The following is a 25,423-nucleotide window of genomic DNA, read 5'->3' as shown; positions in this document are numbered from 1 at the left end:
ACCGCCTTTGCCGGTGTTCGCGGGTGAACCCTCTCCCACAGGGTTTGCGGATTGTTCGAGATGGATCTCAGTCGGCCAACCAGCCCCATTCCCAATGGCGCAGGTTGTCGTCGCGCAACACGAAGTCGCGCATCACCGCCTCACGCAGCTCGTCGCCCATGCGGTAGCTGGCTACCGGGTCGGCCAGGTGCGAACGGATCGCCCGCAGCCATTCCTCGGTGCCATTGCCATAGACCCGCGTGCAGGGCAGGTAGCCACGGTAGGCCTCGGTGTCGGTGCAGATGGTCGGATAGCCGCAGGCACCGTATTCCAGCAAGCGCAGATTGCTCTTGCAGTCGTTGAAGATGTGGAATTCCAGCGGCGCCAGGGCCAGGTCGAGGTTGAGGCTGGCCAGCTTGGCCGGGTAAAGCGCCAGCGGCACGCCCGGGTGGTATTCGTGGATATACGGCCTGAGCACATCCGGGCACATACCGAAGAACACCCACTCCACCTCGTCGGCCAGCTCGCGCACCACGTCGGCGATGATTTCCAGGTCGCCACTGTGGCTGGTGCCCCCTCCCCAGCCCACCCGCGGCTTGCTGGAGGTGCCCCGGCGACTGGGCGGCAGCTGCGTCCACAGGTGCGGGGCGAGCATGTTCGGTACCACGCGGATGTCGTGGTGCATGTCCGACAGCGCGTTGGCGAGCGCCTGGGTGGTCACCACGACACGGTCGCACAGGCTGATGCCGCGGCGCAGGTGCTGCTCGATGTCGGCCGGTTTGTTGCGCGCATGGGTGTTCTTCTTCGGCGCGCTGAGCACGTAGTCGTCGATCTCGAAGATGCGTCGGGCATTGGAAAAACGGGCGATGCGCTCGATGTCGCGGACCGAGTCATCGTTGTGCCGCAATTGCAGAATGATCACATCCGGGTCCATGCGTGCCAACTGGACCACGGTCGGCGATTCGTAGACTACCCGTCCGACCACACGCCCGGCCGCTTCCAGCTGCTTGAACGGCTGCTCGACACGGTAGTGGCCAACGGCGCTGTCGTTGATCGGCAAGCCCAGCACCGACGGCAGGGCACGGGCGCACAGCGGACTCCAGCTGCCGCGCAGGCTCGGTTCGAGGCTGAAGTCGGCGGCAGCCAGCCCAAGGTTCGGGTTGTAGGCCGGGTCACGGATCACCTTGCTCAGCCAGCGCTCGCAGAACACCTGTTGCTGTTCCAGCAGCACTTGCCGGTCGAGACCGTCGGACTCGGCCGGCACCTCGCGCTTGAGCAGGGTGGCATACGGCGTGCCCACCACCAGATAGCCCTGGGCGCCGGCACGCAGGCACAGGTCGAGCTCAGCCATGCCCTGGCCGAGCGGCTGCGCAGCCAAGCCACCGAGGTCGTCGAAGACGCGCTTGCGCACCATCAGGCAGGCACCGCCGACGGCGCTCCAGTTCTGTACCACCTGCAAACGCTGCAGGTAGCCGCGCGACTGCATATCCTCGCCGGCAAACGCCGGGCCGGCCACGCTGGACGCCCCCAGCACCCAGCCCGCCTCGACCACCCGCCCCTGGCCATCGACCAGCCGGGCACCGACCACCGCCACTTCCGGGCGCTGGGCGTGCTGCAGCATCTCGTCCAGCCAATGGCCGTCGAGCACCTGCACGCCAGGGTCGAGCAACAGCAGGTAGTCACCACGCGCCTGCGCGGCGGCAGCGTCAATCAACTGGATGCGGGAGTCGCCAGGGCTGCGGATCACTCGCAGCATGTCGGCACCCAGCTCGTCCATGGCCTGCAGCCAGGCTGCCATGTCACCCTCGGCGGCAGCCCCCGCCACCATGAGCACTTCGTATCGCCCCTGGGCGGTACGCTCGATCAGGCCTTCGACACACGACTGCAAGCTGACCAAGTCGCGGCCCACCGGGACGATGATCGAGGTCAAAGGGGTGTCGCCGTGCAGGTAGTGGACGCGATTGAGCAGCGCCAGGTCGTCGTGCCGGATGCTGTGCGCCACACCCAGGCGCCGCAGGTGTGCGGCAAGCACCGCCTCGCTCTGGGCGATCACCTCAGGCAGCGACAACCACTGCGCAAAGCTCAAGCTCGACTGCACCTGGATTTCGGCAATATGTTCGATGACCTGCGGGCCGCGGGTCTCGACCAGGCGCCAGAGCAGGTCATGCGGTGCCAGCTCGGTGAAGCCGGCATCGAAGCCGCCCAGGTCGACGATCGCCTCGCGGGCAAAGGCCAGGGTACGGCCAACGTAGGGGTAGCTGCGCAGCAGGTCGAGGTTGAAGTCCGGCTTGAAGACCGGCTCACCCGGCAAGCCATCCAGCCAGGCCCCTTCGTCACTGTAGGCACAGGCCAGGCTCGGGAACACGGCCGCACGCTCGGCCAGCAGCAACGTGGCCGACTCGCTCAGGCGGTCGCCAGCGCGCAGCAGGTAGACCCAGTCGGCATCCTGCAGCGAGGCCAGCAGCTGGTTGAGCTGCTGCGGCCAGTCGGCCTGCAGCGGTTGCTGCACCAGCGCTAGCGTGCTGACGGGCGCGGCATCGCTCAGGACCACACAGGCATGCACCGGGTACAGCTGCCGTGCCAGGCTTTGCAGGGTCTGCTCCAGCGCCCCGGCATCGCCTGCGACATCCAGCACCAGCGGCACGATGCGCGGTTGCTGCGGCCAGGCGGCGATCGCCTGCGGCAGCAGGCCGCGCTGCACGTCACTGAAGCGGCGCGCCGCCAGCCATTGCTGGTACAGCTCGGCATAGCTCTCGCAGTCACTGCCGACCCGGCCGCCCAGGCGGGTCTGCCAGTTGCTGATGATCCGCGCCACGCATAGTTCCTGCCACTGGCGCGGCTGCTCCTGCGCCTCGGTCAGCGGTACATAGCGCACCCAGCCGCTGGCCGGTGCCGCTTCACCGCTGCGTGCGGCGAGCATCTGCATCATCCAGCGCCACTCCTGCGGCGCCCCTTGCACCACCGCATCCTGCTTGCTCAGGCGCTGCGGATGCAGGCGCTCGATCAGGCCGGGCTCGCTGAGCATGATCATGTTGCCACGGCGCATCAGGCAGGCGAACAGCGCCAGGTCAAGCAGCGCGACAAAGCTCAGGCCATCGCCGGTCAGTGCCTGCAGCCACTGCAGGGCCTGCTCGCGGCGCATCAGCGCGGCCGAGAAGTTGCCGAGGAAGTTCACCGGCCGGCCGTCGAGCATCGCCAACATGTCTTCGCCCTTGAACAGGCTGTCGACGTTGGCGAAGCGCGCATTGGCAATGCGCATCGGCAGGATGAAATTGTTCTCGTCGCACAGCACGCGCTGGGACAGCACCAGGCCGACTTCCTCATGCTGCTGCAGGGCCTGGGCCTGGTGTGCCACGCATTGCGGGAACAGCCGGTCGTCGTCGCACAGCACCTTGACCAGCTCGCCACGGGCCAGCTCCACGCCGCGCAGCAGGTTGCCGACAAAGCCCAGGTGCCGGGCATTGCGCACATAGCGCACACGGGGCTCATCGTCGAGGGCGTTGACGATCGCCTCGATCTCCTCGCTTTCGCTGTCGTCGCAGACCAGCACCTCCAGTGCATCGTAGGTCTGGCCCAGTGCGCTTTGCAGGGCCATGGCGAAGAACCGCGAGCTGTAGGCGGGGATGACGATACTGACGAGAGGCTTTTCGTTCACGTTGACGACCTTGCAAAAAAAAGTGCGCCGCACCTGACGGTGACAGCGCACGATTGACTACGCACGCAGCGTTATCAGATGTAGTTGACCAGCGACAGGCCGGCGACCTTGGCGTATGCCTGCAGCGAGGCTTGCAGCATGTTGGTCTGCATGGTCAGGCGGATCATCACTTCGGCCGGATCGCTTTCGCGGATCGACGTCTGGGTCTTGGTGTTCTCCGCGCTCAGCGCCGAATTGGTCTCGGCCTGCACGTCCAGCGCCTGGCCCCGGCCACCGATCGAGGCGATCGACGAAGTCACCTGATTGGTGGCGCTGGCGATGTTGCCGATGGCCGAGTCCAGCGCTGCCTTGAAGGTTTGCGCAGCCGCCGGATCACCGTCGATCGGGGTGTTCAGCGCGGCGCGCAGCTGGCTGATGGTGTCGAGGATGTTCTGAGTCTGATGGGTGTCGACCTTGACCGAGAACGAGTCGCCGGCGCTCGGCGCCCCCGACAGCTCGAACTGCACGCCCATGGCCGTTGCGGTGGAACCGCTCAATGTACCCGTGGAGATCGGCTTGCTGTTGGCACTGACCGGTGCCGCATACAGCTCGAAATCGGTGGCGCTGGTGAACTTGAGTACCGCGCCTTCCGGGAACGCGGCCTTGTAGGCGGCCTGGTCGACCACGCTGGCGCCGGTAATCTGCGCCGACGAGGCGTTGCCCGGGCTGCGAGTGCCGCTGATCTGGTCAGGCTTGGAGGCAAGGCTGAAGGTGTGGCCGGCAATGGCCGCATCCGGGTCGGCGGAATCACCGGCCTTGAAGCTGATTTCCAGGCGCAGGTCGACACCGCGGAAGGTGATCTGGGTATTTTCGCCGTTGGGGTCGAACTTGCCACCCTGGGTCGCCTCAAGGGTGACATCGGTGCCGCTGGCGTCGGTGATCTTGAATTCGGTACTGCTGGTGAATTCGATGCTGTAAGGCTCGCCACTGCGGAAACGGTCGTTGTAGGTGGCGCTGCCGGAGACCTGGCCGTTGGACAGGCTGACGCGGCCATCATCGGTAGCCGGCGCGGTCAGCGTGGTCTGGCTGCGGCTGGTGTTCAGCGCCTGCTCGAAGGCGTCGTAGCCGGTCTCGTTGGCGGCCAGGCTGAGCATGTCGCCCACCTGCAGCTTCAGCTGCGACTGGTCGCCCTGGTAGGTGTAGGTACCATCAGCGTTGCGCACGTAGGGCTGGGTGTCACCCTTGGAGCCGGAGAAGATGTACTTGCCGTTCTCGTCCTTGCTGTTCATCAGGCTGAACAGCTGCTGCTCCAGCGAGTCCAGCTCGGCGGCGTTGGCCTTGCGATCGGCGTCGGCGAAACCGGCGTTACCGGAGCTGACCGCCAGTTCGTTGACCCGCTGCAGGATGGTGCCGATCGAGTTCAGGGTGCTTTCGGCGGTGCCCAGGGCATTGCGCACGTTGGTGGTGTTGCCGTTGTACTGGGCGAGCAGGTTCTGTTGCTGCTCAAGCTGCAGCAGACGCGCGGCGCCCACCGGGTCGTCCTTGGCTGAACGCACGCGAATATTGTCGCTGGCGTCCTGCTGGCTCTTCGCCGCATTGGCGAAGTTCTTCTGATAGTTGGACTGGGTGGTGTTGTAGAACTGCGAAGTAGAGATGCGTACGCTCACGATCTACGGCTCCTTAAAGACTGTTGATCAGGGTGGCGAAGGTTTCCTGGGCCGCCTTGATGATCTGCGACGACGCGGTGTAGTACTGCTGGAACTTGATCAGGTTGCCGGTTTCTTCATCGATCGATACCCCGGACAAGCCATTGCGCCCTTCCAGGGCCGAGGTGTGCAGCGCGTTGGTGGCGTCGCTGTCCATCTGTGCCTGGCCGGCCTTGCCGCCCACGTTTGACACCAGCTTGGCATAGGCATCGGTGAAGCTGATGCCCTTGCCGTCGGCACCGACTTCGACGGTACCCTTGGTCTGCAGGTCCAGCACCGATTGGGCGTTGCGATTGTCGGCCGAACCCGACGCGGTCATTGCCACGGTGAAGCTGTCACCGTTCTTCGGTGTGCCGGAGACGGTCATCTCGAAGCTGAAGGTCTTCTGCGTGGCGCCATCCATGATCGGGTTGCCACTGGCATCGACCATCGGCACCGACAACTGCAGCTTGTTGTCCTGGCCCGGCACGATGGTGCCGCTGCCAATGGCATTGCCCTTGGAGTCGTACATCGTGTACGCCTGCGGCGAGGCAGTGTCGTCACCGAACACCAGCTTGACCGGCGTCGAATACTTGATGCCGGTCTGCAGGTCGGCACGCTGGGCTGCATCGTAGATATCCAGCTCGGAAGTCAGGGTCGGCTGGGTGATGGCGCCGGTGCCCTTGTTGCCCGAACCACTGGTGCCGGTCAAAGGCGCGGCCATGGCCAGGCGCTTGGGATCGGTCAGGGTCGCTTCGATGTTGGCAGCAGCGTTGCGCGTCGGGGTGATCTTGAAGCTGTCACCCGCGCTCAGGGCGCCACCATTGAGCGCCAGGCTGAAACCATCGATGACCGGCGCCGGGTCGTCGTCCAGGCTGTAGGTGCCCATGTCGGTACCATCGGGCAACTTGCGCACGGTGTACTGTTTGTCGCTGGTGAAGGTGACCTGGTAATCGCTGGTGGTCAGCTTGCCGGTGTCCTTGATGGTGACATCGAGGTTGCCGGAGCCTGCGCTGTTGCCCGCCTTGGCGATACTGCGCTGGCTGATGGCTGCGGCGCTGTTGATGTCGGCAAACATCGCCGCACCAAACTCGCCATTCTTGTCGATCCCCTGCGCCAGCTGGCTGTTGATGGCATCGGCCACCACCAGGGCCACACGGCCAAGCTCATTCATCGCCGGGTCGAGGGTTTCCTTGCGGTAGCGGATCAGGCCGCCCAGCTCACCACCTGTGGTGCTGTTGGTGATGTCCATCTTGGTCGAGCCGCGATTGAGGATCAGGCTCATGCGGGTCGGGTCGGTGGCGCTCGGCTCGACGCCGATGGTCTGAGTGGTGTTGCCCAGCACCAGGGCCTGGCCGTTTTTCAGGTAGACGTCATAGTTGCCGTTCTTCTGCTCAACCACGTCGGCACCGATCAGCGCCGACAACTCGCGCACCGCGCCATCGCGCTGGTCGAGCAGGTCGTTGGGCTGGCCGTTGACCGCCGTCATCTTGGAGATCTGGCCGTTGAGGTCGGCAATCGACTTGGTCAATGCATTGACCTTGTCGGCGATCGACGCCATGTTGGAATTGATGTCGCTGTTCTGCTGGTTGAACTGGGACGACAGGGTATTGAAGCGCTTGGCCAGGGATTGAGCACTGGTCAGCAGCAGCTGGCGCGAGGCATCTTCGGTCGGTTTGGCCGAGGCGTCCTGCAACGCGGTGAAAAAGCTCTGCAGCGCGGCGGTGATGCCGGTGTCGCTGCTCGACAGGGCGGTGTCCAGCGGGGTGATCTGATTCAGGTACGAGGTGGCGTCGCTGCTCAGCGAGGTGGTGGTGCGCAGCTGGTTCTCGAGGAACGCGTTGTACACCCGACGCACGTCGGCCAGGGTGGTGCCGCTGCCGATGAACACCTGGCCGACCTGCTGGCCGCCCTTGGTCTTCTGCACGTTCTGCTGGCGCGAGTAGCTCTCGACATCGGCGTTGGCAATGTTGTTACCGAGGGTGTACATCCCCGACTGCGCGGCGCCAAGCCCCGACATACCAATATTGATCAGACTCGCCATGGTTCCATACCCTTAAAGTTTCGTTGTGGTACCGAGCATTGCGTAGCTCTCGTACGACTTCATCTGTCTTGCGATCTGCGAGATCTTGCTGGCGTAGTTCGGGTCGGTGGCGTAACCGGCCTTTTGCAGCTCTCGCACGAATTGTTCTGGGTTATCGGCCGACTTCACCGCATCTTGATAGCGCGAATTGCTCTGCAACAGGCTCACCAGGTCGTGGAAACTGTCCTGGTACGAGTCATAGGAACGGAACGCTGCGGTCTCCTTGACGAACTGGCCGTCGCGGAATTCGCTGGTGATCGCCCGCGCCGAATCACCTTGCCAGTTACTGCTGGCCTTGATGCCGAACAGGTTGTGGCTGCTGCTGCCATCGCTGTTGCGCATCACCGACTTGCCCCAACCGGTTTCCAGGGCGGCCTGGGCCACCAGGTAACGCGGATCGACACCAATGCGCTTGGCGGCCTGCTCGGCCATCGGCAGCATGGTGGCGACGAATTCGTCGCTGTCGGCAAAAGCTTTCTTCGGCGCCAGTGGCGGCTGCGCCACGGCACGGCCGGTGATGCGCAGGCCGTTGTCCGGGATGGCGATAGCCTTGGCCACCTGCTGCCCGTCACGGGCCGGCACGGCGGCGGTATGGGTGGTTGCGGCCGGGCTGGTGGCCGAAGGCACGATGCCGGCCAGCAGGCGATCGGTGAGCTTGCCCGGCAGCGCCAGGCGCCGCGAGTTGAGCGCGGCGACATCGTTGCGCGTGGCCGTGGACTGGGTAGCCTGCACCGGGTCGGCCACCTTGTTGCCCCACAGCGTCGGCGCGCTGCCGTCGACGCGTGGGAACGGGCTGGTGTTGACCGGGGTGCTCTTGTGCTTCGACAGCTGGCGCACCAGCACGTCCTGCAGGCCGATACCGCCACCCTCGCGGGACATGCTCACGGCCAGCTGCTGGTCGTACATGTCGCGGTACTGCTTGACCGTCTCGCTGTTCATCGGGTTGTCATCGGCCAGCACATCGCTGGCCTTGCGCGAGGCCTTGAGCATCTCGCTGATGAACAGCGACTCGAACTCCTGGGCTACCTTGCGCACGTTGGCATCGCTGTCGCGATCACCGTGCTTGAGCGAGCTCAGGCGATTGAGGTCGGTGTAGGCACCGCTGTCGGCGTGGCTGGAGACCAGGCTTTTCGAATTCATCCGCGGCGTCCTCAGATCACGATCAGGTCGGCCTGCAAGGCGCCGGCCTGTTTCAGTGCTTCGAGGATGGCCATCAGGTCGCCCGGTGCCGCGCCGACCTGGTTGACCGCGCGGACGATCTCATCCAGCGTGGTCCCCGGACCGAACTTGAACATCGGCTTGGCTTCCTGCTCGGCATTGACCCGCGAACGCGGAACCACCGCGGTCTGGCCGTTGGAGAACGGCCCCGGCTGGCTGACGATCGGGTCTTCGGTGATGGTCACGGTCAGGCTGCCGTGGGTCACCGCCGCCGGCGAGACCTTGACGTTCTGGCCGATGACGATGGTACCGGTACGCGAGTTGATGATGACCTTGGCCACCGCCTGGCCCGGGTCGATCTCGAGATTCTCGAGGATCGACAGGTAGTCGACCCGCTGGCTCGGGTCCATCGGCGCGGTGACCCGCACCGAGCCGCCATCAACGGCCTGGGCCACACCTGGGCCGAGCAGGTCGTTGACTTTGTCGACGATGCGCTTGGCGGTGGTGAAGTCAGGGCGGTTGAGGTTCAGGGTCAGGCTGTTGCCCTGGTTGAAGCCGCTCGGCACGGCACGTTCGACCGAGGCACCGCCAGGAATACGGCCGGCCGACGGAACGTTGACGGTGATCTTCGAGCCGTCACGGCCCTCGGCATCAAAGCCGCCGACCACCAGGTTGCCTTGCGCGATCGCGTAGACGTTGCCGTCGATCCCCTTGAGCGGAGTCATCAGCAGGCTGCCCCCGCGCAGGCTCTTGGAGTTGCCGATCGACGAAACGGTGATATCCACCACCTGGCCCGGCTTGGCGAACGCCGGCAGGTCGGCATGCACCGACACCGCCGCGACGTTCTTCAGCTGCACGTTGCCGGAGCCGGCCGGGACCTTGATGCCGAACTGCGACAGCATGTTGTTGAAGGTCTGCAGGGTGAACGGGGTCTGGGTGGTCTGGTCACCCGTGCCGTTGAGCCCCACCACCAGGCCATAGCCGATCAACTGGTTGGAACGCACGCCGGAGATGCTGGCAATGTCCTTGAGGCGTTCGGCATGGGCACCGAACGCGCAGGACAGGAGCAGGGTCGCGGCTATCAGCTGCCTAACGTTGAACATGTTCATCCGTACTCAGAAGGGCCAAAGCGGGCTCATGAAGAAGCGGTCCAGCCAGCCGGGCTGACTGGCATCGGCGAACGAACCGGTGCCCGAATAGGTGATGCGCGCATCGGCCACGCGGGTGGACGGCACGGTGTTGTCGGTGGCGATGTCGTCGGCACGGATCAGGCCGGCGATACGCACCAGCTCTTCACCGGTGTTGAGGGTCATCCACTTTTCACCGCGCACGGCGATGATGCCGTTGGGCAGCACCTCGGCCACGGTGACGGTGATCGAACCGGTCAGGGTGTTGCCCTGGGTGGCCTTGCTGTCGCCCTTGGTGGTGCGGTCACCGCTGTAGCCGGCTTCCAGCGACAGGTCGCCGCTGCCGAACGGGTTGTTGGTGTTCGGGTTGGAGCCGAACAGCGAGGTCAGGCCAATGTCGGCCTTGCTGTTCTTCTGGATCTGGGAACCTGCGTTCTTGCTCGCCGAGGTGCGTTCGTTGAGGGTGATGGTGATGATGTCACCCACGCGGAACGCCTTGCGGTCGGTGTACAGGCCCTGCTCGAAACCGGCCTGGTAGATCGAACCGTTGTTGGCTGCAGCCGGCAGCGGGGTACGCGGCAGAACCGGCGCGTAATACGGGTCGTTCGGCTTGGGCGTCGGCGCGACGCAACCAGCCAGCACAACCGCCCCCCCCAGGGCGAATACAGACAACAGACGCTTCATGACACTTACCTCACGGTGTAACGGGAGTAGAACCTGGACTTGGGCTTTTACAGCTGCTGAGTCACGAACGACAGCATCTGGTCGGCGGTGGAGATGACCTTGGAGTTCATCTCGTAGGCACGCTGGGTGGTGATCATGTTCACCAGCTCTTCCACGGTGCTGACGTTGGAGTTTTCCAGGGTCTGCTGCAGGGTGGTGCCGAAGCCGTTCAGGCCTGGAGTACCAACCTGTGGCGCGCCGCTGGCGGCGGTCTCCAGGAACAGGTTGTCGCCGATCGCCTGCAGGCCGGCCGGGTTGATGAAGTCGGCGGTCTGCAGGTTGCCGATCACCTGTGCAGCCGGGTTGCCGGCGGTGGTGATCGACACAGTGCCATCCTGGCCGACAGTGAAGGTCTGGGCATCGTTCGGCACCACGATCGCCGGTTCCAGGGCAAAACCCTGGGCGGTGACGATCTGGCCGTCGGAGTTCAGGTGGAAGGTACCGTCACGGGTGTACGAGACGGTGCCGTCCGGCTGCAGTACCTGGAAGAAGCCACGGCCATTGACCGCCATGTCCAGCGGGTTCTCGGTGGTCTGCAGGCTGCCGGTCTGGAAGTTCTTCTGGGTGCCGACGATGCGCACACCGGTACCGACCTGCAGGCCCGACGGCAGCTCGCTGTCCTGGGTCGACTGCGCGCCTGGCTGACGCTTGATCTGGTACAGCAGGTCGGCGAACTCGGCACGATCACGCTTGAAGCCGGTGGTCGAGACGTTGGCCAGGTTGTTGGAAATGACAGTCAGGTTGGTGTCCTGGGCGGACAGGCCGGTTTTAGCGACCCAAAGAGCCGGAAGCATCAGTATTCTCCTCGTGCGCCTGTTTTACGGCACCCGTTCACAGTTGGTTAGCCGATTTGCAAAACACGCGCCATGGCTTCATCGCCTTCCTTGGCCGCGTTCATCATTTTCACGTGCAGCTCGAACTGGCGGGACAACGCCAGCACCGAGGTCATTTCTTCAACGGCGTTGACGTTGCTGCCTTCGAGGAAGCCCGACACCACCCGCACATTGACGTCGGCAGCAGCCGGTTGGCCGTTCTGGGTGTGGATCAGCCCGTCCAGGCCCTTGGTCATGCTCTTGATGTCCGGGTTGACCAGCTTGATGCGATCGACCTCGGCCATCACCCGCGGGTCTTCACCCATCGAGCGGATGCTGATGGTACCGTCGGCACCCACTTCAACCTTCTGCTCAGGCGGAATGGCGATCGGGCCACCGTTGCCGATCACCGGCATGCCGTTGCCGGCACGCAGCACGCCGAGGGCGTCGATGTTCAGGCTGCCGGTGCGCACGTAGGCTTCGCTGCCATCCGGCGCCTGCACGGCAATGAAGCCCTGCCCGGACACGGCCACGTCCAGGTCACGCCCGGTCTCGACCATCGGCCCTTCGCTGAAATCGGTAGCCGGGCGTTCAGTCATGGCAAACGCCCGCGACGGAAAGCTGTCACCGAACACCGGCATCGAGCGCGCCTGCTCCAGGTCGCGCTGGAAACCATTGGTGGAAACGTTCGCCAGGTTGTTGGCGTGGGCCTTCTGCGCCAGCGCGTTCTGGCTGGCGCCGGTCATGGCCACGTAAAGCATCTTGTCCACAGTCATCCTCCGCTGCACTGACGATCGTTTGCCGCTCGCCGTTGCTGTGCAGGCTCTAAAGCAAGTTCCGAACCAACTTTTTCAAATGCTGAAAAAGCCCGTGAATACGGGCTTTTTCGGGGTTCTGCCACTCAGGCGCCGCCGGTTATCCGGCGCCGGATTGCCGATCGCGGCAATCCTGTACCGGCCCTTTCGCGGGCAAGCCCGCTCCCACAGGAATCGCGCCAGCTTTTAACATCTGAGCAAGACAGTTGCTTCCACAGGTACAGCACAGCCCCTGAAATCAGTGCAAACCCTGTGGGAGCGGGCGCGCCCGCGAAGAGGCCGGCACAGGCCAATCAAGGCTCGCGGCATCCGCCATTGCTGAATGGGCCGGCAAACTTCTTCCAGCCCTCCCCCGGCGGCCATTGCGAGCACACCAGCCGGCCATCCGCCTGGCTTTCCCAGCGCCACCACGGCGCGGTGCCGGCCTGGGCCTGATACAGGCAGAAAGCGGCAATCAATGCGACAACCAGCCTTTTCATATTCCCTCCCGCAAATACGACGAACCCCTTCACGGGAAAGGGGCTCGTCCAGACACGCTCAGCCAGCGACCATCAGGTCATCTGGATGATGGTCTGCATGATGGTGCTTTCGGTGGAGATGGTCTTGGCGTTCGCCTGGTAGTTGCTCTGCGCCTTGATCAACTCGACCAGCTCCTGGGTCAGGTTGACGTTGGAGTTTTCCAGCGAGTTGGACTCGACGCTGCCCAGGGTGCCGGTCTTCGGCGCATCGATGCCCGGGATGCCCGAGGAGTAGGTCTCGGTCCAGCGGGTGCCGCCAATCTGCTGCAGGCCCTGGTCGTTGGCGAAGCTGGCCAGTGCCACCTGACCGATGGCGCGCGACTGCTGGTTGCTGAAGCTGGCGAACATCACCCCCGTGGAGTCGATGCTCAGGCTCGACAGGATACCGGTGGCGTAACCATCCTGGGACTGCGACATGCGCGCGGTCTCGGTGTTGTACGAAGTGGTGCTGTTCATCGACATGCGCAAGCCGCTGGTGTTCTCGGTAGAACCGTTGGCGATCCAGTTGCCGCTGGCATCCTGGGTAGCCGGGATCCAGCCCTTGAGCGTGAAGGTGTTGTTGGTCACGCTCCATTCGGCGCCGGCCGGCACGCCGGTGGTGTCGGTGGCCATCGAGGCGACGCTGCCATCGCTGTTGAAGGCGATGGTGCCGGTCAGCGGGGCAGTGCTGGTCGGGTCCATCGGGTTGCGGCCGTCGACCAGGGTGTACATGGTCCACTGGTTCGTATCGGTCTTGCGATAGAACTGCTCCATGGTGTGCTCGTTGCCCTGGCTGTCGTAGATCTTGGTCGAGAACGACTTGGTGTACGACGTTTCGTCAGTCGGGTCGAAGACGATGTCACCGGCAACGGGCGGAACCGACGGCAACGGGATCGACTTGGCCGAGGAGTTCAGGTTGATGCCCTGGTCGATCAGGCTGGTAGCCTTGGGTTCCAGGGCCGAGGTATCGATCTTCAGGTCGGTCAGGACACCCTTCTTGATATTGCCGTTGGCATCAGCGGCATAGCCCTGCAGGCGCAGGCCATCGGAGGTAACGACATAGTTGTCCTTGCTGGTCTGGAAGGCACCGGCACGGGTGTAGACCATCGAGCCGTTGTCCGACAGCACGAAGTAACCCTGACCCTGGATACCCATGTCCAGCACGTTGCCGGTGTTGTTCACGTCACCCTGGGTGAACTGCTGGGAAACCGCAGCCAGGCGCACACCGTTGCCGACCTGGTTCTTGCCTACGCCCAGGCGGTTGGCGCCGGCATAGACGTCGGCGAACTCGGCACGCGACGACTTGAAACCGGTGGTGTTGACGTTGGCAATGTTGTTGCCGGTAACATCCAGCTGCTTGTTGGCAGCGTACAGACCGCTAAGGCCGATATTGAAAGACATGCTGTTGCTCCTTGTGCCGTTCCGGCCTCAGATTCCGATGGTTTGTACGTCGGACAGGGAAACCTTGCCGACCCCGGCGAGGTTGAGCACCATCTCGCCCGTGGTGTTGAAGCTGACGCTGGTGACCTTGGCCGGCAACAGGGTGTTCATCTGCACCGACTTGCCGTCCACCGTGGTGCTGGCCGTGAAGGTATAGGTACCCGGGTCGACCTTCTCGCCGCTCGCGTTGGTACAATCCCAGATGAAGTCGGCATAGCCGGCCTTCTGCTCACCCACTTCGATGGTCTTGACGGTGTTGCCGTCCTTGTCCTTGACGGTGATCTTCGCCCCGTCGATGGCCTGCGGCACGACGAACTGGCCATTGAAGCTTTCGGCGGTATCGACCACCGCCTTGTCGTTCTGCACGATCACCGAGCGACCAACCAGCGACGAGGCCTGCAGCGCCTGGGACGAGGCCATGGCGCTGGTGATGTTGGTGACCGACTCGTTCAGCGAGGTGATGCCTTCCAGGCTGCTGAACTGGGCCAGCTGGGCCACGAACTCGCCGTTGTCCTGCGGGTCGAGTGGGTTCTGGTGCTGCATCTGGGTCACCAGCAACTGCAGGAACGCATCCTTGCCCAGTGTGCTGTTGCCGGTCTGGGACGCGGTATCGGTGGTGGTCTTCTTGGTGCCAGTGTTGACACCGGACGCCGCGAGGACGTCGTTGAGATTGACACCGGTAGTGGAGGTATCGATGGCCATGGTCCGGCTTCCTTATCACTGACCCAGGGTCAGCACTTTCTGCATCATGTTCTTGGCGGTGTTCATCAGCTCGGCGTTGGTCTGGAACGCGCGGCTGGCGGAGATCATGTCAGCCATCTCCTCGACCACATTGACGTTCGGGTAGTAGACGTAGCCGTCCTTGTTCGCCGCCGGGTGATTCGGCTCGTAGCGCGCCTCCAGGTTGCTCTGGTCTTCGACGATGCCCTTGACCTGCACGCCCTGCCCCGCCTCGCCCTGATCCTCGAACAGCGACTGGCTGACGCCGCTTTGCGCGTTCTGGAAGGTGGTGGCGAACACCGGGTGGCGCGCACGGTAGGTCTGGTCGATGCTCGACGACACGGTCTCGGCGTTGGCGATGTTCGAGGCGACGGTGTTGAGGCGGGTGTTCTGCGCGCTCATGCCACTGCCGGCAATGTTGAAAACACTGGAAAGGGACATGAATTACTCTCCGCGCAGGGCCGAAACCAGCCCTTTGAATTTACTGTTGAGCAAGGTGAAGCTGGCCTGGAAACCGATGGCGTTCTCCGTGTAGTTCGATTGCTCGATCTGGGCGTCCACGGTGTTCTGGTCGATCGATGGCTGGGTCGGCACGCGGTACTGCAGGGTGTCGTCGGCCATTGCCAGGCCTTCGGCCTCGATGTGGCGGCTGTGGGTGCGGTCCATGGCGAAGCGGCCGCTTTGCTGCTTCTGGCTCTCGGCGGCGAGCACCGAGGAGAAGTCCATGTCACGCGCCTTGTAGTTGGGCGTATCGGCGTTGGCGATGTTGTTGGCCAGCACTTCGGCGCGCTGGGCGCGGAAGCCCAGTGCCTTTTCGTGAATGCCAAGCGCCTTGTCGAAACTGATGCTCATGTCGGGAAAACCTTCGAAGGTTGGCCGGAATTTCGTTGAGCAAGGTATAGCAAGGGCTGTGCCACATTCCCGAAAGCCCGGAAATGCTGGGGTGTGGCATTGAAGGCTGATGGCGTGATGCCAGAAAAGCGGCAAACTGCTTCCGCCTGGCGAAGCGAAAGCGGCAATTGCCGGGTGGCAAAAGCGGCAAATCAAAAAATTGACGTCAAACCGCGTTGCCTGCTTCGCGGGCTCGCCCGCTCCCACAAGTACTGCGCTATCCTGGAGACTTGTGATGACCCTGTGGGAGCGGGCATGCCCGCGAAGAGGCCGGCGCAGGCAAACAAAAAGGCCGGCAACTTGAGTTGCCGGCCTTTTCGCTTACTTGGCCTGGTAGATGATCCCCGGGCTGCACTGGACCATCTGGTAGTGGTCCGGTAACCCGTTCAGCGCCTCCGAGGCACCGAGGAACAGGTAGCCCCCAGGCTTCAGGGTGCTGTGGATACGCATCAGGATGTCCTTCTTCACCTGTGCCGAGAAGTAGATCAGCACATTGCGACAGAACACGATGTCGAACTTGCCCAGGCTCGCATAGCTGTCGAGCAGGTTGAACGAGCGGAACTCGACGCGGCTACGGATTGCCGGCTTGACCGCCCAGCGCCCCGGCCCCTTGGCGTCGAAGTAACGTTGCAGGCGCTCCTGGGACAGGCCACGGGCGATGGCCAGGCTGTCGTACTCACCGGTCTTGCAGTTGGTCAGCATCGAGCCGGACAGGTCGGTGGCCACGATCTGAGCCCCCATCTTCAACTGGCCCAGGTTGCTGCGCTCGAACTCGTCGATGGCCATCGAGATCGAGTACGGCTCCTGCCCCGAGGAGCAAGCCGCCGACCACATGCGCAGGCGCTGCCCGGGGTTGTTCCTGATGAACTCGGGAATGACCTTGTTCTTCAACACTTCGAACGGGTAGGTATCGCGAAACCACAGGGTTTCGTTGGTGGTCATCGCATCCACCACCTGTTCGCGCAGGCCACCCCGCGGCTGGGTCTGGATCCGCTGCACCAGCTCGCCCAGGCTCTTGATGCCCTGCTGTTCCATCAACTTGTTGAGACGGCTGGAAACCAGGTACTGCTTATTCTCGCCCAGCAGGATGCCACAGGCTTTTTCCAGGAAGACCCTGAACTGTTCGAACTCCAAATTACCCGCAGACACTACTGCCGCCTCTTTTAAATCACTGGTGCCGGAAACATGCCCCGGCTGCTTCAATTCGCTGCCTTGATCCGGTCGACCACGCGCTGGGCCAGGTCGTCCGGCTTGAACTTGGCCAGGAAATCATCCGCCCCGACCTTCTTGACCATCGCCTGGTTGAATACCCCGGACAGCGAAGTATGCAGGCAGATGTGCAATTTTTGCATGCTCGGATCGCTGCGGATCTCTGCGGTAAGCGTATAGCCATCCATTTCCGGCATTTCAATGTCGGAGATCATCATCAGGAACTCTTCTTCAGGCTTTTTGCCCTCCTCCACCAGCTTGCGCAGGTAGTCGAGCGCCTGTCGGCCATCGTTGAGCGCCACCACGTCCACCCCCACCGTCTGCAGGCAGCGGCTGACCTGCTTGCGCGCCACCGACGAATCGTCGACGGTCAGCACCCGCAGCAGCGTGGCCTTGTCCTGCACCTCGGCATCGACCACGCCGGCAGACACCGACTCGGAGGATGGCGCCACTTCGGCCAGCACCTTTTCCACATCGATGATCTCGACCATGCGGTTGTCGACCCGGGTGACGGCGGTCAGGTAGTGGTCGCGGCCCGTGCCCTTGGGTGGCGGATGGATCTCTTCCCAGTTCATGTTGACGATGCGCTCGACCGAGTGCACCAAAAAGCCCTGGGTCTTGGTGTTGTACTCGGTGATGATCACGAAGCTGTTGCGCGTGTCTTCCTGCAACCCCGGCAGGCCGGTCGCCATCGACAGGTCGAGGATCGGGATGGTCGCCCCGCGAATGTTGGCCACGCCGCGCACCACCGGGTGCGACTTGGGCAGCACGGTCAGCTCCGGACACTGCAGCACTTCGCGAACCTTGAACACGTTGATGCCGTACAGCTGCGCCCCGTTGAGACGGAACAGCAGCAATTCCAGGCGATTCTGCCCAACCAGCTGCGTACGCTGGTTGACTGAATCCATTACCCCCGCCATGCCTGACTCCTTATGCGTTCTGCCTTTTTGGTGCTACATGACCACCAAGTCGGCACGGGCTTTGCTTTTTTGAGCGCCATGTACACGAAAACGACAAATTTCCGACGACTGACGCGCCTGCTGAGCGGCACGCTCGCCGTGCTGTGCCTGCTGGCACCCGGCGTTCGCACGCTGGCGGATGCGGTTACCTTGCCTGAACAGCTTATCGGTGTCACCCAAGGGTTTCTTGAATTCAGTGTCGAGGATTACCTGGCCACCACCCAGACGCCCGGGCGCTACGAAATCCAGGTCAACCCGCTCGATCCGCGTCTGCGCATGCCACTGTGCAGCCAGCAGCTGGACGCCTCGCTGGAGAGCCCGGCGCAACCGCTTGGCCGGGTCACCGTGCGGGTCCGCTGTGACGGCAGCGCGCCGTGGACCATCTTCGTGCCGGCAACCGTGAAGCTGTTCCGCGATGTGGTGGTGGTGACCCGCCCGCTCAAGCGCGACAACGTCGTTGGCGAAGCTGACGTGGCCCTGCGCGAGCGTGACGTCGGCACGCTGCCCCAGGGCTTTCTCACCGACCTCGACCAGGCGGTAGGCATGAAGATGCTGCGCCCGACCGTACTCGACCAGGTCCTCACGCCGCAGCACCTGGAGCAAGCCGAAGTGGTGCGTAAAGGCGATCATGTGGTGATTACCGCGCGCAGCGGCACCTTGAGCGTGCGCATGCCTGGCGAAGCCTTGGCCAAGGGCGGCCAGGGCGAACAGATCCGCGTACGCAACCTCAATTCGCAGCGCGTGGTAAAAGCCCGTGTCACCGGCCCCGGGCAGGTCGAGGTCGCCATGTAGATTGCGCTGGCGGTGAGGAACCGCTTTTCCTAAACTGTGTCAGAACACGGGTTCGCGAGCTTGCTGACAGGCGGCTATGCATTTACGCCTAAAGTTTCTTTCGGGTTGGCCGAAAACAAGGCAAGCGTCCAAATACCCAGAGGTTTCTGATCATGGTCATCGACTTCAGTCGTTTGAATAATTCTCCGTCCATCACAGGCGGCGTTCGTGGCAACGCCACGTCCGGCAACGCCGATAAAACCGGCGAAACCCAAGAAGCGCCAAAAAGCGCCAGCGGAGAAGCGGTACACCTCAGCCAAGAGGCACAGCAGTTGCAAAAGGTCAGCGACAAGCTGCGCGACCAGCCCGTCGTCAACAGTGCCCGCGTGGCTCAGTTGAAGCAGGCGATCGCAGACGGCAGCTATCAGGTCGATGCCGGCCGCGTCGCCAGCAAACTGCTCGATTTCGAAGCCCAGCGCTGACCGTTCGGCGCGCTGACTTCACGGACGCTATGTAAAGCCAAGAGTTAGCCATGCACGACATCACTTTGCTGCAACTGATCGAAGACGACATCGCTCCGACCCAGGAACTGCTCGACCTGCTCCAGCAGGAGTCAGTGGCCTTGCACGGTCGCGACATGGCGCCGCTGGAGGGCATCCTCGCCCGCAAGCAGTCGCTGATCGTCCTGCTCGAGCAGCAAGGCACGCGCCGCAACAACCTGCTTGCCAGCCTTGGCCTGAGCGCCAACCGTGCCGGCGTGCAGGCATTGGCGGCACAATCGGACAACGGCGAGCTGATCATGCAGCAGCTCGATGTGCTGACCCAGCTGATGGATGCCTGCCAGAAGGTCAACGAGACCAATGGCCGGATCATCCAGGTGCAACAACACGTCACGGCCAACCAGATCAGAATCCTTCAGGGTGGCGAAGCACCGTCGCTCTATGACAGCCGTGGCGCCACTTCTCCACTTGCCAAGCCCCGGGCGCTCAGCCAAGTGTGATTACTTCTATCAAGGCACGGAACATACTGGCAAAATGCCGTTACTTGCGTGTGTCGTTTTTGCCTGGAGATTGAAAACCCGTGTTCAATGAAACCGATGCCCCGCAACCGCCGAAGGTGCTGAACACGCCCTTGGAGATCGCGGCCAACCTGCGCCAGCTGCAAGACAGCCATGATCCGCTGATCATCACTTTCCATGAGCGCAGCCAGCGGTTCCAGAGCTACGTGGTACACGTGGACCGTGACAGCAATATCCTCGCGCTGGACGAAATGATCCCGCGCGACGGCGAGAAATTCATCGAAAACGGCGAACCGTTTCGCGTCGAAGGCTTCCATGACGGTGTGCGCATCGCCTGGGAGTGCAATCATGAATTGAAGATCAGCGAAGTGGACGGCCACCGCTGCTACCGTGGCGCGATGCCCGAAGAGATGACCTACCACCAGCGTCGCAATGCCTTCCGCGCCGCGCTGAAGCTGTCGCAACTGGTCGACATCATTCTCGACGGCAGCTACCTCAAGGGTAACGGAGCCTTGCGCGGCAAGCTGCTGGACATCTCTGCCACCGGCTGCAAGCTGCGCTTCGAGGGCAATGTCGAGGACCGCCTGCAATTGGGCCAGGTATACGAGCGCTTCAAGGCCAGCAACCCGCTAGGCCTGGTAGACACCATGGTCGAGCTGCGCCACCTGCACTATGAAGAGCGGATCAACACCACCTTCGCCGGTGTGCGTTTCCATAACCTCAATGGCCAGGCACAGCGCAAGGTCGAAAGTTTTGTCTACCAGCTGCAGCGTGAGGCGCGGCGGTTCGACAAGGACGACTACTGAGTCGCCTGCCGATACGAGAACGCCACCCATTGGGTGGCGTTTCTGTTTCTATGTTTGCAGGACAGGCCTCTTCGCGGGCTCGCCCGCTCCCACAGGGACTGCACCGGTCTCGAAACCTTTGCAGTACCTGTGGGAGCAGGCAAGCCCGCGAAGAGGCCGGCACAGCAGGCTTAAACCGACTTGCTGACCTCATCCTCTGCCCGAGCCTCGGCAACCGGCTCGGCCTTCTGATCATCCTCTGTATCCTCAGCCGCCACCGGCGCCTGCATCACCTCCTGCACGGTCTGCTCATCCACCCGCGGGTCGAGCGCCGCCGACAGCGGCGAACCGGCCGCCGGCATCGCCACGTGCCCCAGCGGAGCATCCTGCACCTGGTGCAGCCCGGTGACCGCCTTCGGCCGGATGCGCCACACTAGTACCAAAGCGAAGAACGCGAAGAACGCATAGAGCATCTGCGCCCCCAGCACCTTCATCAGTACCCCCGCCGCCAGCGGCCCGATACAGGCACCGACGCCATAGGTGACCAGCAGCATGGCCGTCAGCGACACCCGCCGCTCGCTCTCCACATGGTCATTGGAAAACGCCACGGCCAGCGGGTACAGGCAGAACTGCAACAATGAAATCACGAAGCCTATGCTGAACAACACCTCCAGCGGCACACTCGGCAGCAATGCCAGCGGCACCGAAGCCAGCGCCAGGCCTATTGCAACGCTGCGGATCAGCACCGCCCGGTCGTAGCGGTCGGACAACCAGCCCAAGGGCCATTGCACCAGCAGCCCGGCAAAGATGCAGCAACCCATGAACAGACCGATCTGCTCGGTCGACAAGCCCTGGCTGGAGGCGTAGAGCGGCGCCAGGCCATAGAACGAACCGACGATCAGGCCTGACCCCAGCACCGTACTGAGCGACTGCGGTACCCGCTTGATGAAGAACTTGGGCTCCATCGGTGCCGGGCGCAGGGGTGCCGGGTGGATGCGCCGGGTCATCGCCACCGGCACCAGGCACAGGGCGAAGCACATGGCCACCAGCATCAACAGTTCCGGGCCCAGTTGCGGGTGCACCACCAGGATCAGCTGGCCAAGCACCAGGCCAAGGTAGGACGCGATCATGTAGCCACTGAACACCGCCCCTCGGTGCTTGGCCTCGGCCTGCTCATTGAGCCAGCTTTCGATGACCATGTACTGGCACATCATCCCCAGGCCGACGATCATCCGCAGCCCGACCCACACCGGCAACCAGCTGGTCATCCCATGCCCCAGCACGGCCGCGCAGACGATGCCAGCGCACGTGGCGTAGGCCCTGATGTGCCCTACCCGGCCGATCAGGCGGTGGCCGACCTTGCCGCCCACGGCCAGGCCGAAGTAGTTGGCGGCCATCAAGGCACCGACCCACAGGCTGTCGACATGATCGGCCGCCAGGCGCAGCGCCAGGTAGGTACTGAGCAGGCCCGAGCCGATCAACATCATCAAGGCGGCGAAATACAACGACTGAAAGGGCTTCCAGATGTTTCGCATACGTCCCGTCGAGCTCCGTGGTCAGGTGGCGTTGGCTTGCTGGCAAGCATAAAAGCAAAATGGCCACGGCGCAGTCCCCTGCCCGCCAAATAAGCGGACAGGGGCGCGTCCAGTGCCGATTGTGTCGCGATCAGGCCTGTGCTGCCAGCACGCGCCGTTCCCAGGGGGTGATCTCGTTGAAGAAGTCCGTCAGTTCCAGGGTCTTGCTGGCAATGTAGCCTTCGATGAACTCGCTGCCGAACAGTTCCCGCGCCAGGGCGCTGCGCTTGAGACGCTCAAGCGCCGCATGCAGGGTGCACGGCAGGCTCAGGGGTTCCGGCACCTCGAACTCGCCCTGGATCGCCGGGGCAGGCTGCAGGCGCTGCTCGATACCGTGCAGGCCGGCGGCCAGGCTGGCCGCAATGGCCAGGTAGGGGTTGGCGTCGGCACCCGGCAGGCGGTTCTCGACCCGCCGCGCCACCGGGGCACTGGCCGGAATGCGCAGGCCGGCCGCGCGGTTGTCCTCGGACCAGCAGGCATTGTTCGGCGAAGCGTAGGGATGGCAGAGCCGCTGGTAGGAGTTGACGTTGGGCGCGAACAGCGCGGTGAAGTCGGCCATGCACGCCTGCTGCCCACCAATGAAGTGGTAGAAGGCCTCGGTCGGCTGGCCTTGCTCGTCGCTGAACACATTACGCCCACTGGCGATCTCCACGACGCTCTGGTGAATGTGCATGGAGCTGCCCGGAGTGTGCGCCAATGGCTTGGCCATGCATACCACGCTCAGACCGTGCTTGAGTGCCACCTCCTTGAGCAGGTGCTTGAACAGGAAAGTCTGGTCGGCCAGCAACAGGGGGTCGCCGTGCAGTAAATTGATCTCGAACTGGCTCACGCCCATTTCGTGCATGAAGGTGTCACGCGGCAGGCCCAAGGCCGCCATGCACTGGTAGACCTCCTGGAAGAACGGACGCAGGCCGTTGTTGGAGCTGACGCTGAACGCCGAATGGCCAAGCTCGCGGCGGCCATCCTTGCCCATGGGTGGCAAGAAGGGTTGCTGCGGGTCGGTGTTGGGGGCGAAGACGAAGAACTCCAGCTCGGTCGCCACAACCGGTGCCAGGCCCAAGGCGGCGTAGCGGGCGATCACCGCCTTGAGCTGACCACGGGTGGACAGCGCCGAGGGCCGGCCATCCAGTTCATTGGCGTCACAGATGGCCAGCGCCAGCCCTTCTTCGCTCCAGGGTAGCCGGTGAATCTGCGAGGGCTCCGCCACCAGGGCCAGGTCGCCGTCATCGCTGCCATAGAAACGCGCCGGCGGGTAGCCGCCCATGATGCATTGCAGCATCACTCCCCGGGCCATCTGCAGGCGGCGGCCTTCGAGGAAGCCCTCGGCGGTCATTACTTTGCCGCGGGGAACGCCGTTGAGGTCGGGGGTGACGCATTCGATCTGGTCGATGCCCTGGAGGTGCTCGGCCAGCGAGCGGTGGGCGGCGGTGGTCATGACGCTTGTCCTTGTTGTTATAGGCTGACAACAACATAGGCTTGGGGTGTTTAAAATATCAAGCACCCCCTGTGTTGCCTGTTCCGGCCTCTTCGCGGGCTTGCCCGCTCCTACAGGGATCACACAATGCCTGAGGCTCGTGCTGTCCTGTGGGAGCGGGCGAGCCCGCGAAGAGGCCAGTAAAGGTGAAAATTATTCGCGCAAAGTCATGCCATTGGAAGGCAACGGTAACGCCGTCTTGTACCGCACCTGCTTGAGGGCAAAGCTCGAACGGATATTGGCCACCCCCGGCAACCGCGTCAGGTAATCGAGAAACCGCTCCAGCGCCTGGATGCTCGGCAACAGCACGCGCAACAGGTAATCCGGGTCTCCGGTCATCAGGTAGCACTCCATCACCTCGGGCCGTTCGGCGATCTCTTCCTCGAAGCGGTGCAACGCCTGCTCCACCTGCTTCTCCAGGCTGACATGAATGAACACATTCACATCCAGCCCCAGCACTTCCGGCGACAGCAAGGTCACCTGCTGGCGGATCACCCCCAACTCTTCCATGGCCTTGACCCGGTTGAAACAGGGCGTCGGCGACAGGTTCACCGAGCGCGCCAGTTCTGCGTTGGTGATGCGGGCATTGTCCTGGAGGCTGTTGAGAATGCCGATATCGGTACGATCGAGCTTGCGCATGAGACAAATTCACCGGTTTTTTGTGTTTATCCGGAATGTTTATCTCCACCGTCAGGCAAAGGCAATCAACTTGAGAGAAAAATTCTCCTGCCCTGCCACTAAGATGTAGATGACGCTGACCTACCAGTCACAAGCCGGTACTCAGCGGCGGCCGCTTCAGAGCTCACAAAAACAACATCCGAGCGAGCGTAAAAAGCATGAACGAGTACGCCCCCCTGCGTTTGCATGTGCCCGAGCCCACCGGCCGGCCAGGCTGCCAGACCGATTTCTCCTACCTGCGCCTGAACGACGCAGGGCAAGTCCGTAAACCGCCGATCGATGTCGACGCTGCCGACACTGCCGACCTGTCCTACAGCCTGGTCCGCGTGCTCGACGAGCAAGGCAACGCCCAAGGCCCATGGGCCGAGGACATCGACCCGCAAATCCTCCGCCAAGGCATGCGCGCAATGCTCAAGACGCGCATCTTCGACAGCCGCATGGTGGTTGCCCAGCGCCAGAAGAAGATGTCCTTCTACATGCAGAGCCTGGGCGAAGAAGCCATCGGCAGCGCCCAGGCGCTGGCGCTCAACCGCACCGACATGTGCTTCCCCACCTATCGCCAACAGAGCATCCTCATGGCCCGCGACGTGTCGCTGGTCGAGATGATCTGCCAACTGCTGTCCAACGAGCGCGACCCGCTCAAGGGCCGCCAGCTGCCCATCATGTACTCGGTGCGCGAAGCCGGTTTCTTCACCATCAGCGGCAACCTGGCGACCCAGTTCGTACAGGCGGTCGGCTGGGCCATGGCTTCGGCGATCAAGGGCGATACCAAGATCGCCTCGGCCTGGATCGGCGACGGCGCCACCGCCGAGTCGGACTTCCACACCGCCCTCACCTTCGCCCACGTCTACCGCGCCCCGGTGATCCTCAACGTGGTCAACAACCAGTGGGCGATCTCCACCTTCCAGGCCATCGCCGGTGGCGAGCAGACCACCTTTGCCGGCCGTGGCGTGGGTTGCGGCATCGCTTCGCTGCGGGTCGACGGCAACGATTTCGTCGCCGTCTACGCCGCCTCGCGCTGGGCCGCCGAACGCGCCCGCCGCGGCCTGGGCCCCTCGCTGATCGAGTGGGTCACCTACCGCGCCGGCCCGCACTCGACCTCGGACGACCCCTCCAAGTACCGCCCGGCCGATGACTGGAGCCACTTCCCGCTGGGCGACCCGATCGCCCGCCTGAAGCAGCACCTGATCAAGATCGGTCACTGGTCCGAGGAAGAACACCAGGCCACCACTGCCGAGTTCGAAGCCGCGGTCATCGCTGCGCAGAAGGAAGCGGAACAGTACGGCACCCTGGCCAACGGCCACATCCCGAGCGCGGCTTCGATGTTCGAGGACGTGTACAAGGAAATGCCTGACCACCTGCGCCGTCAGCGCCAGGAACTGGGGGTCTGA

At 63.3% G+C, this 25,423-nt stretch carries 23 protein-coding genes; 5 read left to right on the top strand and 18 right to left on the bottom strand.

All coding sequences use genetic code 11. The features are described 5' to 3' along the window. Positions 1-67 precede the first annotated feature (67 nt). From ACTORR_RS22305 to ACTORR_RS22235, 15 genes are all read right to left on the bottom strand, one after another. Complete coding sequence (locus tag ACTORR_RS22305; protein ID WP_313364616.1) at positions 68-3,634, bottom strand: glycosyltransferase; 3,567 nt, start codon at positions 3,632-3,634, stop codon at positions 68-70. 74 nt (positions 3,635-3,708) lie between these two features. Then, positions 3,709-5,280: a flagellar hook-associated protein 3 gene (locus tag ACTORR_RS22300; RefSeq protein ID WP_313364615.1), complete on the bottom strand. Its 1,572-nt coding sequence runs from the start codon at positions 5,278-5,280 to the stop codon at positions 3,709-3,711. A gap of 13 nt (positions 5,281-5,293) precedes the next feature. Then, on the bottom strand, positions 5,294-7,342 hold the full coding sequence (gene flgK / locus ACTORR_RS22295; RefSeq protein ID WP_054886318.1) for a flagellar hook-associated protein FlgK: 2,049 nt from the start codon (positions 7,340-7,342) through the stop codon (positions 5,294-5,296). 12 nt (positions 7,343-7,354) lie between these two features. Then, the gene (gene flgJ / locus ACTORR_RS22290; RefSeq protein ID WP_054886319.1) at positions 7,355-8,521 is read right to left on the bottom strand and encodes a flagellar assembly peptidoglycan hydrolase FlgJ; all 1,167 of its coding nucleotides are present in this window, start codon (positions 8,519-8,521) and stop codon (positions 7,355-7,357) included. 11 nt (positions 8,522-8,532) lie between these two features. Continuing rightward, positions 8,533-9,642, bottom strand: a complete 1,110-nt coding sequence (locus ACTORR_RS22285) for a flagellar basal body P-ring protein FlgI (RefSeq protein WP_176508759.1) — start codon at positions 9,640-9,642, stop codon at positions 8,533-8,535. 12 nt (positions 9,643-9,654) lie between these two features. Next, positions 9,655-10,350: a flagellar basal body L-ring protein FlgH gene (flgH, locus tag ACTORR_RS22280; RefSeq protein ID WP_027921149.1), complete on the bottom strand. Its 696-nt coding sequence runs from the start codon at positions 10,348-10,350 to the stop codon at positions 9,655-9,657. A 47-nt stretch (positions 10,351-10,397) separates the two neighbouring features. Then, positions 10,398-11,183 (bottom strand): flagellar basal-body rod protein FlgG, encoded by a 786-nt coding sequence (flgG, locus tag ACTORR_RS22275; protein WP_027921148.1) that lies wholly within the window; start codon positions 11,181-11,183, stop codon positions 10,398-10,400. Between the two features lie 47 nt (positions 11,184-11,230). Then, positions 11,231-11,971, bottom strand: coding sequence for a flagellar basal-body rod protein FlgF (gene flgF, locus ACTORR_RS22270; RefSeq protein ID WP_085677753.1), 741 nt, complete (start codon positions 11,969-11,971; stop codon positions 11,231-11,233). A 338-nt stretch (positions 11,972-12,309) separates the two neighbouring features. Then, positions 12,310-12,495, bottom strand: a complete 186-nt coding sequence (locus ACTORR_RS22265; RefSeq protein ID WP_054886321.1) for a hypothetical protein — start codon at positions 12,493-12,495, stop codon at positions 12,310-12,312. Between the two features lie 72 nt (positions 12,496-12,567). After that, positions 12,568-13,914: a flagellar hook protein FlgE gene (gene flgE / locus ACTORR_RS22260; protein ID WP_054886322.1), complete on the bottom strand. Its 1,347-nt coding sequence runs from the start codon at positions 13,912-13,914 to the stop codon at positions 12,568-12,570. 27 nt (positions 13,915-13,941) lie between these two features. Further along, entirely contained in the window at positions 13,942-14,655 is a 714-nt protein-coding gene (gene flgD / locus ACTORR_RS22255) for a flagellar hook assembly protein FlgD (protein WP_441343902.1), read from the bottom strand. Between the two features lie 15 nt (positions 14,656-14,670). Beyond that, entirely contained in the window at positions 14,671-15,114 is a 444-nt protein-coding gene (gene flgC / locus ACTORR_RS22250) for a flagellar basal body rod protein FlgC (protein WP_027921143.1), read from the bottom strand. A 3-nt stretch (positions 15,115-15,117) separates the two neighbouring features. Next, on the bottom strand, positions 15,118-15,525 hold the full coding sequence (gene flgB / locus ACTORR_RS22245) for a flagellar basal body rod protein FlgB (RefSeq protein WP_441343901.1): 408 nt from the start codon (positions 15,523-15,525) through the stop codon (positions 15,118-15,120). A 360-nt stretch (positions 15,526-15,885) separates the two neighbouring features. Further along, positions 15,886-16,713 carry a protein-glutamate O-methyltransferase CheR gene (gene cheR / locus ACTORR_RS22240; RefSeq protein WP_441343900.1) on the bottom strand — a complete coding sequence of 276 codons (828 nt, stop codon included), beginning with the start codon at positions 16,711-16,713 and terminating at the stop codon, positions 15,886-15,888. Positions 16,714-16,763: 50 nt separating this feature from the next. After that, positions 16,764-17,693, bottom strand: a complete 930-nt coding sequence (locus ACTORR_RS22235; RefSeq protein ID WP_441343899.1) for a chemotaxis protein CheV — start codon at positions 17,691-17,693, stop codon at positions 16,764-16,766. Positions 17,694-17,771: 78 nt separating this feature from the next. Here ACTORR_RS22235 and flgA point away from each other — a divergent pair, with 78 nt between their 5' ends. From flgA to ACTORR_RS22215, 4 genes are all read left to right on the top strand, one after another. Next, positions 17,772-18,524: a flagellar basal body P-ring formation chaperone FlgA gene (gene flgA / locus ACTORR_RS22230; RefSeq protein ID WP_054886327.1), complete on the top strand. Its 753-nt coding sequence runs from the start codon at positions 17,772-17,774 to the stop codon at positions 18,522-18,524. A 152-nt stretch (positions 18,525-18,676) separates the two neighbouring features. Continuing rightward, complete coding sequence (flgM, locus tag ACTORR_RS22225; protein WP_313365928.1) at positions 18,677-18,985, top strand: flagellar biosynthesis anti-sigma factor FlgM; 309 nt, start codon at positions 18,677-18,679, stop codon at positions 18,983-18,985. 50 nt (positions 18,986-19,035) lie between these two features. Beyond that, positions 19,036-19,503, top strand: a complete 468-nt coding sequence (locus ACTORR_RS22220) for a flagella synthesis protein FlgN (protein ID WP_054886329.1) — start codon at positions 19,036-19,038, stop codon at positions 19,501-19,503. 80 nt (positions 19,504-19,583) lie between these two features. After that, positions 19,584-20,327 carry a flagellar brake protein gene (locus tag ACTORR_RS22215; RefSeq protein WP_054886330.1) on the top strand — a complete coding sequence of 248 codons (744 nt, stop codon included), beginning with the start codon at positions 19,584-19,586 and terminating at the stop codon, positions 20,325-20,327. 170 nt (positions 20,328-20,497) lie between these two features. On the opposite strand, the gene ACTORR_RS22210 is transcribed toward ACTORR_RS22215, so the two are convergent. The 3 genes from ACTORR_RS22210 to bkdR form a co-directional block, all read right to left on the bottom strand. After that, positions 20,498-21,841, bottom strand: a complete 1,344-nt coding sequence (locus tag ACTORR_RS22210; protein ID WP_054886331.1) for an MFS transporter — start codon at positions 21,839-21,841, stop codon at positions 20,498-20,500. A 130-nt stretch (positions 21,842-21,971) separates the two neighbouring features. Then, on the bottom strand, positions 21,972-23,213 hold the full coding sequence (locus ACTORR_RS22205; RefSeq protein WP_178075559.1) for a glutamine synthetase family protein: 1,242 nt from the start codon (positions 23,211-23,213) through the stop codon (positions 21,972-21,974). A 294-nt stretch (positions 23,214-23,507) separates the two neighbouring features. Then, positions 23,508-23,993 (bottom strand): Bkd operon transcriptional regulator BkdR, encoded by a 486-nt coding sequence (gene bkdR, locus ACTORR_RS22200; protein WP_012315571.1) that lies wholly within the window; start codon positions 23,991-23,993, stop codon positions 23,508-23,510. 197 nt (positions 23,994-24,190) lie between these two features. Here bkdR and ACTORR_RS22195 point away from each other — a divergent pair, with 197 nt between their 5' ends. Then, on the top strand, positions 24,191-25,423 hold the full coding sequence (locus ACTORR_RS22195; RefSeq protein WP_054886333.1) for a 3-methyl-2-oxobutanoate dehydrogenase (2-methylpropanoyl-transferring) subunit alpha: 1,233 nt from the start codon (positions 24,191-24,193) through the stop codon (positions 25,421-25,423).

The sequence above is a fragment of the Pseudomonas sp. SAR267 genome, from assembly GCF_052077595.1.
GTDB lineage: Bacteria > Pseudomonadota > Gammaproteobacteria > Pseudomonadales > Pseudomonadaceae > Aquipseudomonas > Aquipseudomonas vlassakiae.
The sequence above is the reverse complement of the archived record's forward strand: the minus strand, read 5'-3'. Positions and strand labels throughout refer to the sequence as shown.